This window comes from Brucella sp. NBRC 12950 (genome assembly GCF_030268145.1).
Classification (GTDB): Bacteria; Pseudomonadota; Alphaproteobacteria; order Rhizobiales; family Rhizobiaceae; genus Brucella.
The window spans coordinates 135,551-149,441 of record NZ_BSQC01000010.1 but is presented as its reverse complement, the minus strand read 5'-3'; the positions used below and the strand labels follow the sequence as shown (position 1 = coordinate 149,441).

Below are 13,891 nucleotides of genomic sequence, written 5' to 3'. Positions count from 1 at the left end.
GTTAAAATCCTATACTAACGGAACTGGATTGCTCATTTGTTTCGTTGGTCTGGTTGTCTGTCAGCACCCTTTCACCATCTTGGAGACCAGATTTGATTTCCGTGTTGATTTTATCTGTTATGCCTGTCTCGACCGTGCGTTGGACTAAGTCACCCTTTGCACTCAACACACGCACAGTTGCGCTGCCATCCTCATCGTCAAGGTGCAACGCAGAAACAGGCGCTACCAAAACGGAACTGGCTTTAGCCAGAACTATGTGAATCTCAGCTGTCATGTAGGTCTTGAGGGCCCCATCGGGATTGGCCACGCTAAAAAGCCCCTTGTAGTAAATTGCTGACGCAGTTGCTGGGGTTTGTGCCGACGAACTACTGGCGGAAAAACTCTTGTCGTTTACGATCGAGTCAGGTGCGGGCAAGATTTCTTTTAGAGTTGCCTCATAGCGCTTGGCGCTTTGTCCTGAGATAGTAAAGTACAGAGGCAGCCCTGCGCGAACGTGTGTCACGTCGGCTTCTGAAATATCCGCTTCGACAGTCATGGTATCGAGATTACCCAAGATTGCGATGGTTGGCGCTGATTGAGATGCATTCACAGTCTGCCCCTCCTGAACAACGGTTGCTAACACAGTCCCGTCCATCGGTGCGGTAATACGAGTATACGCCAAGTTTGTTTTTGCAATTTGGACTTCGATTTTGGATGCAGCAATTGTCGCTTCTGTATGCCGGAGTTGAGCTTGCTTTTCTTTGACGATACTAACCGATTTCTCATATTCAGAACGCGCGATAGCGCTTTGCCGTACCATAAGTAGGTTGCGTGCAAGATCGAGTTTAGCCAAGTCAAGTTGTGCGATGTCTTGATCGCGCGTCGCTTCATTTTGCTGCAAAGTCGCTTGTGTCTTTTGCAGATCGTTCTGTTGAGACGTCGAGTCTATTATTGCGACGACATCGTTTTTGTTCACTCGTTGCCCGGGCTTGACTTTCAGGGCGAGAATCCTCCCCGTAGCTTGGGCACCGATCGCGACCAATGTGCGCGGTTTCACGATACCGGTAGCAAGAACTGAGCTTTCAAGGTTTCCACGGTGGATTGTCGACGTGGCCGGCTCAAGCACTTTTCTTGAGAAGTGCAGGACTGCGATGTAGCCCAATGTCAAAACCACCAGTACAAGAACGAGCCAAAACCGCCATTTATAACGCCGATATGTTGTTGATTTCATCGAAGCCTCGATCCAGGGGCCGAAAATGTATCAGATAAGTTTGTTGTGAAATGAGGCTTGGTGTTTGTGTCCACTATTTCCGGGGTACTTGTATCAATCCGACCATCCCAGCCGCCTCCGAGCGCTTTTTGCAACGCTATATAGCTGAGAACGAGGTCTGTTCCGGCCGCGTTGAAGGCGGTTTCGGAAGCGAACAAATCTCTTTGGGCTGTCAACACTTCGATGAAGCTCTTGTTTCCTGCCTTGAACTGCTCGATCATAAGTGTGTTTATCTTGCGGTTGTTATTGACGATCGTTCGAAGTTGCACGTACCTCAAACGGTTCTGATTGAGCGCAACACTTGCTTTTTCTACTTCACTGAGCGCAGTAAGAATTGCCCTGCGATAGGAGATAAAGGATTGGTCCCGGTTGGCTCTTGCGATAGTGAGTTCTGCATTTAGTTTTCCGCCCTCGAAAATAGGGATGGATAGTGTAGGCCCCACACTCCAGATTATGTTCGACAAGCGGGCAAGGTCGCCGAAATTCGCACCGCTCGTTCCAATGTTGCCGGTCAATGAAAGTGATGGGTAGAGTGCTGCTTGCGCCTGTCCAACCCGCGCAGTGGAGCTAGCGAAAGCACGTTCCGCTGCGCGCAGGTCTGGTCTGCTATCCAAAAGTTCAGCCGGCAAGCCTGATGGTACGCTGCGAGGGATTTTTGGAATTGGCGCGGGCTTGCGGAGTTCGACAGCAAGTGCGACCGCAGATCGACCTGTCAGAACGGCGAGATTGTTTAAGTATTTTGCGTATTCGATCTGCATCAGGGGGATTTGAGACAGAGTGCTCGCGACCTGTGTCTGAGCGCTTAAGAGATCAACTTGAGAAACTTGGCCAGCCGCAAGTTGGGTCCTCGTGAGATCGGCAGTGTTTTTTTGCGAAGTTACAGTGCGGCGCGCGATGCGGATATTTTCCTGGATTTCCCTTAAATGAGCGTAGTTCGTTGCGATGTCGCCGATCACGATTACGAGTACTGCGCGCATTTGTTCATCTACTGCCTCTACATTGTAGTATGCTGCTTCCACACTTCGCCGATTGCCCCCAAAAAGATCGAGCTCCCATCGCGTGGTGAAGAGTTGGCTGGCACTATTCGTCGCGATCGTTCCAGCGGAATCTGATCGCTTCATACCGGTTTCACTATCGAGGGTTGGAAATTGCGATCCGCTCTTTGCGGCGAGCTGTGCACGGGAGAGACGCACCTTGGCCTTCGCTTCGGCAACGCTGGTGTTCGAAGCAATTCCATCGGTAACTAGACGTTCCAGGACGGGATCGTTGAAACTCCTCCACCACTTGCCCAGGACGGCTTGTCTTAGATCGGCTTTGCTACTCCATGATTGAGACGGCGTAACTATCGGCTTTTGATAATCCGGTCCCACTGACACACATGCGGTTATTGTAGTCAGGATAACTCCTGTGAGGGTCAAATGGGAGATTTGTTTGAACAATTGTAGATCCCGGATACCAACATGAATGACTTAAATTAAAGACAGCTGTTTCGAACTCTCGCGCAATCGCCGCAAACAAACGGCAGATTTTCCATTTCTGAAGGGTGCCGCAGTGAACCATGTTCTTCGCTGTGGACCCTGCGGTGCTTGGATATCATTCGCGGATTGCCGCGGCATTACGACTTCTAAAGGTTAAATTAAATCTTGAATAAATGTTTCGCGAGCTTCCAGTCGAACCGCGCATTGGCCTTTGTATTTTAAAGCGTAAATTTGACGTCGACGGTAAGATGTAAAATTCATTTCCATTCATACTCGTTTTTAGAAATTAATTTAGACGTATAAATAATGTGAAATTTAAAAAATGATATCCTATCTAATAGCGATTACATATTTGCGAGTGGAACAACGTGTCTGATTTTTAATTCCTCGAAACAGTGTGCATTTGGAACACGTTTTGAGAATTAGCAATTAAGGCGCTAGAGCCGTATATCAATTTCCGGAAATGTTTTGAGATTTAGTAGAGAAGATCGATGCGTTTGATGGGCTTTCGAACTTCACGGAGTTGGGACTAAGGCTACGGCGTCGCGAATGAGTTGGATGGTGAACAGGAGCTTTAATCCTGACCTACTGCATTCTACAGTTTTAGTTAATTGAGTAATCGAGGTCGATGCGAGAGTAGGTCAAGGGGCTCGTTTGGTCTGATGGAAGTGGCGATAAATGCATAATGTCTTCATCGCCACAAATTTTGAGATGGGCTTCTACCCGTAGGGGCAACATCAACTGAATGGTTCCTTCCACTCATTAGACTTTGATGACCCTCTGTCAAAATCGCGCGACAGAAGCTTGCCTTCCTAAGACTGTTGACGGCTCGCTATTTGTCTACAGCGTCCTTCATTTTGAGGATCCAATTTTCAAAACTGAAAAGTCACGCCGTAGATATTTTTCCATCAGTTGAGCGAAGATCGGATTTGAGGTGTCATTTGATGTCTTGGAAAGGATTGTGATTGTCGCCGCGCACAAGGCACCAGCTTGGACTGTACGCCCCTTTATTTCATTGCTGTCGCCTGTGGACATGGTCTTTCGCCAAGCTTCGTCAAGATCGTCAACCGCTCGTTCAGCAGTTGAACAATCACCATAGGCAAGCGATACCACGACACCTGGTCGCTGTTGGATTTGCACATCCGCTATAATACCGCCAAAGTAGGGTGACAGCCCTTCTCCATTTTGGTCAGCTAGCTGTTTCAGTTTGCGACGCGCTCCGTCAAGATCCTGTGTGGATGCCGATAGCACTTCCCATGGATCGACTGCCTCCAGGCCGAAAAGCGGAGAAATGACGCCTGCCTGAATGATGGTGCCATCTGCATTATCTGCTTCTTTTAAACCTTTCAAAGATGTCGAGATGACGTCACTATCGAGGGTGGAAACACCTTTTTGCCCAAGCTCGACCAGGACATCTGGTGATGAAGCCTGTACAAGGCTCGTTTCACGAGGCATTACGAAGCTTGCCTCGCCCATCGTTCCACGCCAAGGACTTGCAGCATCGACTTTCGTGATGTCGATCTTGCGAGCTTCGCCATTTGCTACAAGCCCTGAAGCACTGCCGTCAACCTTTGTAAAACCGACATGTCCAAGGCGAACAAGAAACTGTTCAGTGGATTGTTGACTGTCTAATCCCCAATACGTCACAGCGGAGGGTTGCTGTCCAAAAGAGATAAAGTATTGCAATTCGTCAAAGGATATGCCGGACTTAGCAGCCCAGCTTTCTAAGCCGTAGCCAATTGGCTGAATGGCGCGAATTGCTTGAGCCAAAGCTAGTCGACGCATGCTTTCTGGCGTCGGTGCGCCATCATCGAGTTCGCGCCACCCTTGCACATTTAAAAACAGTATCGGCATGGGGTCTGAATTTGAGAAAACCTTATCAGGGAGTTGCCCCAAAGCCTGCTCTAGCGTGTTCGTGTTGTTCTGTGCTGTTGCTGAACTGCAAGATACCGCCATGAATAGTGCAAAAGCTTTTAAGCGCGTCAAATCTGTTGCCTCCTGAATTCCCGTGACCAATCTGTGCGGTGCCATTCAATCGAATATGAAGCGGTACCAACACCTATTTCCGAAGCGATTTTGCGCTTTAGGAACCGTGGTTTGAGCATCCGAGGCTAGACTAGTCAACCTTTTGAGCTGTATTGGAGTTCTCCCGTCATGAATATGGGCTATTTAATAGCCTTTAATGCCTCACGGAGGCCCTTCAGTGGTACGACAATTTCGATTTGTTGCTCTGTCGAGATTGTATAGGCAACGGTCACGTCGGATTCCTTTTCGATATTCTCGCGCGTTACGGGACCAACAGGCATCATGGCAAGGCATACGCTGTTATCGCAGCCTTTATAGGTAAGGAAAACGGGTCGAGCGTGGCCAGGAAAGGATACTGCAAGTGGATTGTTCTTACTCGCAGTTGCGGGAACGCGCAGAAGCATGAATGGCTCCCCTTCTCGCGTTGCTGCCAGCGACCAGCTGAACATCTGATCACCAGAACGATTTATTACTATTTGGCTGATGTTGCAGGTCTTCTCCTTACGCTTGAGGTTCTCATCACAAATGAGCGTCCAGTTTTCAAAGGGCTGAATTGTTCTTCGGACTTGGCCCCATTTGGCTCCTTGTGGAAGTGGTACCTCTGAGGGTTTTAGAAAGTAGCGTGCAACGCCTTCTTGTCCGGCAACAGCGAAGCTGCCGGAAGTTAAGAAGGCGAATATGCAAATGAAGAAGAATCTGATCACGGAGATGGATCAGTTCAATGTAAAGCTAAGACCGGCGCCAACACCCATCTTGCCACCTGATGTCGTCCCAGAAACGTTTCCACGGATTGTGCCGTCATCGTTGGTGTATCCCGCTCCAAATGCCAGAGCGCTTTGACCACGCCAGAACCCGCCCCCTACAGCTACACTTAGTTTTCCTGGATTTTCGTCGTAACGTAAAGACGCTGCAGCAAGTCCAATCGCTGCTGACCTGTGTGCATCGTCGCGAACACCATCAATAGTTGTGCTAAGTTCTGAGAATCGCTGGTCTGTATAACTCTTAATATCTGAGAATGCATTTTCGATGCGGTTATCAATGTAGCTGTAGTTTTGAGCCCCAGTACCAGCGAGAACGGCATTGAGTTGGCCCAAATTGACGGCGTCGGTATCCTTTATACCAGCCGCAACATTCGAAATGACGACAGGAGTACTAGGGTCACCGCCTTGAAGTGTGATCGTGTTGGAATTTGTGCCGTCAGGATTTTGGTCGTATTTTACGGCGACATTATTTAGGGCATCGACGGCATTGTTGGTTGCATTGAGCTGGGAACCATTAACAGCATCGGTCGACGTATCAGAGAGCCTTCCTGCCGCAACATTGGTGATAGTACGTTCGTTTCCCGCAGAGCCAACAGATATAGTACCTACAGGCGCTGAGCCCTGGAACGAGTACGTTTTTCCAGCTATGACAGCAGTCGCGGTCCCTATCGCCTGTTCCGTGATAGCGCCCGAACCAAGTGCAACGCTGTTGGCTGTAGGCGCTTTAGCACCTGATCCAATCGCAACAGCGTTCTCGCCCGATGCGCTTGTGGTAAAATCACCCAAAACCACCGCATTGCTACCGATATTTTGATTGATCCAATCAGAAACGGCCACTGTATCGATCTGTGTCGGATTGCCCGGTTGTGAAGGTACACCCGTGATTAATGCCTGCCCGCCATTGGTTGTAGGTATTAAACACGTCCATGGTCCGCCAACATTGGTTCCTTGACGGGAGCAGGTCGCGAGTGGATGAATTGATTGTTCAGCAAAAGCGATGGGAACAGAAGCGAAATTTGCAAGAAGCAGAGCAGAGACCGCTAAGGTGTAATGCGAAAAGCTTCGAAGTCTTTGATCTGTCAAATGGACATGAGTCTGCGATGCACGTTTTGATGCCATGATTATCCCCAAAGTAAACGGCAATTTTGTCAATTACTCAGAAGAAACGCCACGCAACCATAATACGATATCACTGCAGTACAAGTTGATTACGCCACTTGAATACAGAATATGCAAAAACCTGCCCGAATGATCTGGTATGACCCAAATCACTTGCCGATTAAGGCTAAATTAGAAATCACATCACATCATTTCATTGTCAATCGACAAAATTCACTTGCCAGTTGATTTGGATATTTGCGGTCGAAGACTGCTCTTTCATCCGAGAAAGAGACAAGCGAGAGCATCCTTCGAATAATTATAGTTGCGCTAAGTATTGGCTTTACGCGAAGCCCACCAGGAAAGGATCGTGCCGAGCGTGATCAGCCCCACTCCCACGCCGAATTCCAAGCTCGGGCGGATTCCTAGTAATAAGCAAGTCAGCAGCGCTGCAAGAACGGGGGTGAAATAGGAAGCGGTCGACAGAAGCGAAATATTGCCATGACATATGCCGCGGTTCCAGCAGCCATATGCTGTTGCAGACATCGCTTCGAATATTGCAACCTGCCCCAAGCCGTTCCAGTGAAGGATGAGTTCGGGTTCATTGGTCAAGCTGAATTTTAACCACAACACCAGAGCGGTCGCTAGGAAGTAAAAAGGAACGGCACTTTTGCCACTTTCATAGTGACGCGTAACAACGGAGTAGAGACCCCACAACAATGCCGCTGAGAAGGCGTAAATATATGCGAGGGGGTTCTCGCCGATATTGTGAAGAATGGACCGCATCGACAATTCTTGGTCGCCCTTCATGACGGCACAAATTCCCGTGAGGCAGAAGAATATGGCAATTGCCAACGTCCACGATCCACGTTGCTGCTTTGCGAGAACAGCAAACAAAATCGTAAAACTGGGCCAAAGATAATTAATCATACCCAGTTCGAGGGCCTGACTGCGGCTGTGCGCGAGGCCAATTGCCAGGGCGAGTGAAATCTCGTAACCGACGAAAAGAAGGCCGCTGTACCAGATACCGGGACGCTTCAATTCGGCGAGTCTCGGTAGCCCGAGGATTGTTGCCCCAAGCAGGCCACAGGTAGTATAGATCAGTGCCCCACCCGCAACCGGTCCAAAAATTTCCGACACACTACGGATGAAGCTGATCGATACACTCCAGAGCGGTATTGCCAACATTCCAATCAACGTAGGTACTTGAAGGTTTATCGATTCATTTTTGGTCGTCGGTAGATTGGTCATGACTTGCATTCACATGTGGATTTGCTGACGTCGGAAGCGCCAAGACATCCACCGTTAGGACTATCTCGAATTGGTAACTATTACACTGGCGCCACCAGAGCTTCTAATAGGAATAGCGATACTTAGATTTGATGCGCTCCGAATTGATTGAGACAGCCTATAGCGCGTAAGTCTGGGATTGTGTCGATTATTTTAGAGGCTGGATAGGTATTTCGTAGCCGATCACAACTTTCTTCTGGCGGCGCCCCAGCGCGGAATACGGGTCAAACTCATTATTGCGTTTTGTGCAATACAATCGCAATTTTGATGTCGATTGTTATCAATTAACGGCTTCATTAGATTGGCTTCAACAAGATAACAAGCGGTGATGCCGCAGAAGGGCAAATATCATGTTGAAGCAGATCAAGGGTCTTCACCACATTACTTCGATGGCGGCAGACGCTGCGCAGAACAACAACTTTTTTACCAACACACTTGGTCTGCGTCGCGTCAAAAAGACCGTGAACTTCGACGAACCAAGTGTCTATCATCTTTATTATGGCGATGAAGTCGGCACCCCGGGCTCAGTTATGACCTACTTCCCATTCCCTAACATCGTTCGCGGTCGTCCGGGTGTTGGTGAAGTTGGCGAAACAGATTTCGCTGTGCCAAAGGGTTCACTGGGCTTCTGGAAAGACCGTCTGGTCGCAAAGGGCGTAACCGGCCTTGAAGGCGACCGTGCGTTTGGTTCCGAGCGCCTGCGTTTCCAGGGTCCGGATGGCGATGGTTTTGCACTCGTTGAAACCACAGATGACAAGCGTGCACCATGGATGAGTGCAGGCGTTTCCGAAGATGTCGCTATCCGCGGCTTCAGCGGCGCACGTATGCGGCTTCACGATATTGATGCCAGTGCCGAACTGCTCAAGTTCATGGGTTATGAACGCGCTGAAACTGAAGGCAATGTCAGCCGCTTCATCATTCCAAATGGCAATGGTGCCGATACGATCGACCTCGAAGCTCTGCCTTCCGCTCAGGCGGCACGTCAGGGCGCAGGCTCTGTCCACCACATCGCCTTTGCGGTGCCTGATCGCGCTGCACAGCTTGAAGTGCGCAAGGCATTGATGGACACGGGCTACCACGTTACGCCAGTGATCGACCGCGATTATTTCTGGGCGATCTATTTCCGCACTCCGGGCGGCGTGCTGTTTGAAGTTGCGACCAACGAACCCGGCTTTGACCGCGACGAAGATACAGCGCATCTGGGCGAAGCACTTAAACTGCCAAGCCGCTATGAGTCCCATCGCGATCGCATCGAAGCCAATCTCGAGCCCTTAACTGATAAATAACTGGATGCCTCCGGCTTTGCCGGAGGCGCCCTCCTTTGGAGGATATCATGACAAAAAATGAATATATCAGCTTCCGCCGCGACGGCGTTGCCGGTTCGCCGGTTATTATCGCGTTTCACGGCACAGGCGGCAATGAACATCAGTTTACCGGGCTGATCGACCAGATGCTGCCCAATGCAGGCATTGTAGCGCCACGCGGCGATGTATCGGAATTTGGTGCCAATCGCTTCTTCCGCCGTACAGGCGAAGGTATCTATGACATGGATGACCTACACCTGCGCACGGAGAAGATGCTGGGTTTTATAAGCGAGGTCCGCGAGCAAAATCCGGATCGTGAGATCTATGCACTCGGCTATTCAAATGGCGCCAATATTCTGGCGTCCATGCTGTTTCGTGACCCAAGCCTGTTTGACCGTGCTGCACTCATGCATCCGCTGATTCCGTGGACACCGGAACCGCAACCAGAACTCTCTGGTAAACGCGTTCTGATCACGGCTGGTGAAGTTGATCCGGTCTCGCCACTCAAGCTATCAAAGAGCCTGATTGAATGGTTCAAAGCACAGGGTGCGGATGTGGACGCACTGATTGCACCCGGCGGCCATGAAATCCGCCCGGCAGAACTTGAAAGCCTAAAAAGCTTTCTGTGTGCAGCCTGATAGTGGCATCCCGCAATGCACAATTAAAACCAGAAAGCCCCGGTGAGCAAGCGCTCACCGGGGCTTTTTTCTTCAAATCCAGTATCGGTTTCACTGCATTATTATTACATTCAGCGCAATATAAGCGCAATTATTAGCGCAATTGTTATCAATTATCAATCCGGCTATTTTGGGTTCAACAAGATCTCAGGAACAACCAAACGATCTCAGCCAACACTAAACCAACTCACATCAAACGGAGATAACCATGTCCAACAAGCTTGAAGTTCTCACCCCATCCAACAGCCAGATCATTTTCATCGATCATCAGCCACAGATGGCTTTTGGCGTGCAGTCCATCGACCGTCAAGTTTTGAAGAATAATACCGTTGGACTGGCCAAGGCTGCGAAGGTTTTCAACATTCCAACCGTCATCACCACGGTTGAAACCGACAGCTTTTCCGGCCCGACCTATCCGGAACTGCTCGATGTATTCCCGGATGCGCCGCTTCTCGAACGCACCTCGATGAATTCATGGGACGACTTGAAAGTTCGCGAAGCGCTCGCAAAGGGTGCTGCTGAAGGTCGCAAGAAAATCATCGTTTCGGGGCTCTGGACCGAAGTCTGCAACACCACTTTCGCGCTTTCAGCTCTCAACGACACCGATTACGAAATCTACATGGTCGCTGATGCATCGGGCGGAACTTCGCTGGAGGCCCACAATTACGCGATGGACCGCATGGTTCAGGCTGGTGTTATCCCTGTCACATGGCAGCAGGTGTTGCTTGAATGGCAACGCGACTGGGCGCACCGCGAAACCTATGATGACGTCATGAATATCGTGCGCGAACATTCAGGGGCTTACGGTATGGGCGTCGATTACGCATATACAATGGTACATGGCGCAAAATCGCGGAGCCATCACCAAGGCCCACGCCTCGACCCAAAGCCTGCGTTCTAAAACCCAAAATGGCCCGGCTTGACTGCCGGGCCAGTCCAAGCGGTGTGAATGTACAATCATTCGTACACTGCTCATGATATTTGCAGTTGAGCTGCGCGCCCAAGCCATTCCCTTTCAAAGCATCTGAATTTTCAAAAAGGAAACAAGATGACTGCCGCCACTCTTCCCAGACAGGACACCGCAACCGGCCCATTGAGCTTCCGCGTTTTCAGAGCGCTTTGGATCGCCACCATTATCTCCAATATTGGCACATGGATGAACGATGTCGGGTCTGCGTGGCTGATGACCTCGCTTTCCCCAAGCCCGATGTTTGTTGCACTTGTTCAAGCCGCGACAACGCTCCCAATGTTCTTGCTGGCACTTCCTGCCGGTGCGATGGCCGATATCGTTGACCGGCGCAGGTTACTTCTAAGTGCTCAGATCCTAGGGCTCTTCGGTGCCGCAGCACTCGCGGTGTTGACGTTAGCTGGTCTCACCACTCCTTGGGTGCTTCTTGGCGTGACTTTCGTCCTGGGCATATCTGCAGCACTCAGCGCTCCGGTCTTTCAGGCAATCGTTCCGGAACTTGTGGACAAGCAAGCTTTACCCGATGCCGTCGCCTTAAACAGTCTCGGTGTTAATATCTCACGCGCGATCGGTCCCGCACTGGGCGGGATTATTGTCGCAGCGGCCGGCATTCCAGCTGTATTTGCGCTTAATGCTGTCTCGGTAATCGCCGTCCTGGGTGTTATCTTCTTCTGGAAGCGTAAACCAACGGAATTCGCACTTCCGCCTGAACATTTCTTCGGCGCGCTCCGCGCAGGCTATCGCTATGCACGCCACTCGGCGGCGATGCGTCTGGTCCTTATCCGATCAGCTGGCTTCTTCCTGTTCGGAAGCGCGTTGTGGGCCATGCTCCCTCTGGTGGGGCGTCGGGGTCTTGGTCTGGAAGCTGCCGGTTATGGTGCTTTACTCGGCTGTATGGGTGCCGGCGCAGTGCTCGGTGCGTTCATCTTGAAAAGGTTGCGCAAGAACGTCTCCGCAAACACAATCTCCATATGGGCAACTCTGCTGTTTGCCTTTGCGACCCTCACGCTCGCGCTGGTACCAAATGCATGGATCGCAGGCGCTGTCATGTTCCTTGCTGGTCTGGCTTGGATCGGAATGCTGACGTCGCTCAATGTGGCTGCTCAGATGGCATCACCAGGCTGGGTCAAGGCACGTGCTCTCGCCGTCTATCTTCTTGTGTTCCAGGGCGCAATGACAGGCGGAAGCATCCTCTGGGGGACAATTGCATCGCGTTTTAGCGTTACAACCGCACTGGTAGTTGCGTCCCTCGCGCTTGTGATCTCTCTGCTTCTCGCCCGCTTCTGGAAGTTGCCAAAAGACTCGACCACCGACCTTGCACCTTCAAATCACTGGGCAGAGCCCGTTGTTGCAGTCCACCCAGAAGGTGATCGCGGGCCGGTCTTGATCGAAATCGAATACCAGATCGAGCCACAACGGATCGGCGAATTTACGGCCGCGCTCCGGAAGTTTAGTGCAGTCCGCTACCGCGATGGCGCAATACGCTGGGATTTGTGGGAAGATGTTGCAGTACCAGGCCGTGTCGTAGAAGCCTTCATTGTCGAGAGTTGGATCGAACATCAGCGCCAACATGCCCGCGTCACCCATTCAGATCAACTTGATCAGAAGACACTAAACAAGTTTCATCTTGGCGATACGCCGCCGGTTGTCCGGCATATGCTTAAACCGGTATAATTCACTGCTTTCAAACAAAAAGTAGCGGCCCTTCCGAGCCGCTACCCTCTCGTTTCGTATCTGACTGGAGGCCATCAAATCCGAACGAAGAATTGCGATTAGAATGAACGCTGAAAGCGGACCATTCCCTGCCAGGCTTTCTCTCCCTTGAGTTCGGAGCGATCATCTGACCACTTCGTGTACGAGATTTCCGGCGTGACAGTGAAACCGGGGACCAGGGTATAGGCAACGTTTGCAGTAGCTGCAAAACGACCGGCGTCCTCATAAGCTGCCTGGACGTTGATTGTCGCCTGCTTGGTCGCCTTGAATTTGGCGCCGCCCCAAACAGCCCAATCTCCACCCCAGGTGCCATAGAAGCTGTCTACACGACGAACGCCACGCCAGCTACCGTCAGCGAAACGCTGCGTAACCGTGTAGTTGTCGTCGTTAGACTTGTAGGCGCCCTGGACCCAAACCGAAAACTGTTCCGTGACATTCACATCAAGGCGAACCTTTCCGGCCCACTCTTCGTTGAGTGCATCATAAGCGCCTACGCCTGCGATGGAACCCCAAGCTAGAGCAAACTTCAGGCCGCCAACAACGTGCGGTGTGTAGTCATCAATCGTTACATCGACATCAGAGTCGCCGTTGCCGCCTTGTTCAAGGGCTACCACGGCAGAAAAACCGTTCTCGCCTTTGAAGGTGTAGCTAATCGCATTGGTGCGGGTGCCGCCAGCGAGAATGACGTCGTCGTTCATGACATCGCCAAGATAGCCAGTGAAGGTCACGAATTTTGATTCATCGAGTCCAAGACGCAAACCGCCGAGTTCGATGTAAGCAAAGCGGAGCTGGCCGCTCGCGCCGTTATCACCATTGTTCCAGTCGTAACGAACATCAGCATAGGTCTTAAGAGTGCCAAGATCGGTTTCGGAAGCAGTGGAGAAACGAAGCTCGAAGCGTGATTTCATATCATAGGTGTCGCGTTCGAGCTGGGACAGACGCTTCGCGTAGACGTTATCGCCCCCTTTTATGTCGTAACGCAAGTATCCGTGGATACGCAGGCAGGTCTCAGTGCCAGGAATATAGAAATAACCCGCGCCGTAAGCGTCGCAAACACGGACATATTCAACTGCTTCTGGCTCTGGTGCAACGACTGCATCTGCTGCCTGTGCAATAGATGCGAACGAGAATACCGCAGCTGATGCGCCGAGAAAATACTTAACCCTCATAAATTAACTCCATAAGCGAGGTGTGACGCGACGGCTTATAGAATAGAAATGATCGAATGCAATAAATATAATGTGTATTTTTGATGAAATTATTTGAGAGGGAATTAATTTAATATTTTACAAAAATGTCTTATATTTATTTCGCTTAGTATAAGCTGAT

The 13,891-nt window shown here is 50.6% G+C and carries 11 protein-coding genes; 4 read left to right on the top strand and 7 right to left on the bottom strand.

Annotated features, from left to right (window positions below; all coding sequences use genetic code 11):
• Position 1 precedes the first annotated feature (1 nt).
• From QSJ70_RS17465 to yddG, 6 genes are all read right to left on the bottom strand, one after another.
• Positions 2 to 1,210: an efflux RND transporter periplasmic adaptor subunit gene (locus QSJ70_RS17465; RefSeq protein ID WP_285538224.1), complete on the bottom strand. Its 1,209-nt coding sequence runs from the start codon at positions 1,208 to 1,210 to the stop codon at positions 2 to 4.
• The gene (locus tag QSJ70_RS17460; protein ID WP_285538222.1) at positions 1,207 to 2,688 is read right to left on the bottom strand and encodes an efflux transporter outer membrane subunit; all 1,482 of its coding nucleotides are present in this window, start codon (positions 2,686 to 2,688) and stop codon (positions 1,207 to 1,209) included. The genes QSJ70_RS17465 and QSJ70_RS17460 overlap by 4 nt, the downstream gene beginning before the upstream one ends.
• Positions 2,689 to 3,579: 891 nt before the next feature.
• Entirely contained in the window at positions 3,580 to 4,743 is a 1,164-nt protein-coding gene (locus QSJ70_RS17455) for a hypothetical protein (protein WP_285538220.1), read from the bottom strand.
• Positions 4,744 to 4,892: 149 nt separating this feature from the next.
• Entirely contained in the window at positions 4,893 to 5,456 is a 564-nt protein-coding gene (locus QSJ70_RS17450; RefSeq protein WP_252349236.1) for an invasion associated locus B family protein, read from the bottom strand.
• Between the two features lie 9 nt (positions 5,457 to 5,465).
• Positions 5,466 to 6,632, bottom strand: coding sequence for a YadA-like family protein (locus QSJ70_RS17445; RefSeq protein ID WP_285538216.1), 1,167 nt, complete (start codon positions 6,630 to 6,632; stop codon positions 5,466 to 5,468).
• A 309-nt stretch (positions 6,633 to 6,941) separates the two neighbouring features.
• Positions 6,942 to 7,862: an aromatic amino acid DMT transporter YddG gene (yddG, locus tag QSJ70_RS17440; RefSeq protein ID WP_285538214.1), complete on the bottom strand. Its 921-nt coding sequence runs from the start codon at positions 7,860 to 7,862 to the stop codon at positions 6,942 to 6,944.
• Positions 7,863 to 8,251: 389 nt separating this feature from the next.
• On the opposite strand from yddG, the gene QSJ70_RS17435 reads away from it, so the two are divergent.
• From QSJ70_RS17435 to QSJ70_RS17420, 4 genes are all read left to right on the top strand, one after another.
• Entirely contained in the window at positions 8,252 to 9,187 is a 936-nt protein-coding gene (locus tag QSJ70_RS17435; protein WP_285538212.1) for a ring-cleaving dioxygenase, read from the top strand.
• Between the two features lie 47 nt (positions 9,188 to 9,234).
• Positions 9,235 to 9,843, top strand: a complete 609-nt coding sequence (locus tag QSJ70_RS17430; RefSeq protein WP_285538210.1) for an alpha/beta hydrolase — start codon at positions 9,235 to 9,237, stop codon at positions 9,841 to 9,843.
• 247 nt (positions 9,844 to 10,090) lie between these two features.
• Entirely contained in the window at positions 10,091 to 10,783 is a 693-nt protein-coding gene (locus QSJ70_RS17425) for a hydrolase (protein ID WP_285538208.1), read from the top strand.
• Positions 10,784 to 10,930: 147 nt separating this feature from the next.
• Positions 10,931 to 12,523 (top strand): MFS transporter, encoded by a 1,593-nt coding sequence (locus QSJ70_RS17420; protein WP_285538206.1) that lies wholly within the window; start codon positions 10,931 to 10,933, stop codon positions 12,521 to 12,523.
• 98 nt (positions 12,524 to 12,621) lie between these two features.
• On the opposite strand, the gene QSJ70_RS17415 is transcribed toward QSJ70_RS17420, so the two are convergent.
• Positions 12,622 to 13,731: a porin gene (locus tag QSJ70_RS17415; protein ID WP_285538205.1), complete on the bottom strand. Its 1,110-nt coding sequence runs from the start codon at positions 13,729 to 13,731 to the stop codon at positions 12,622 to 12,624.
• Positions 13,732 to 13,891 lie beyond the last annotated feature (160 nt).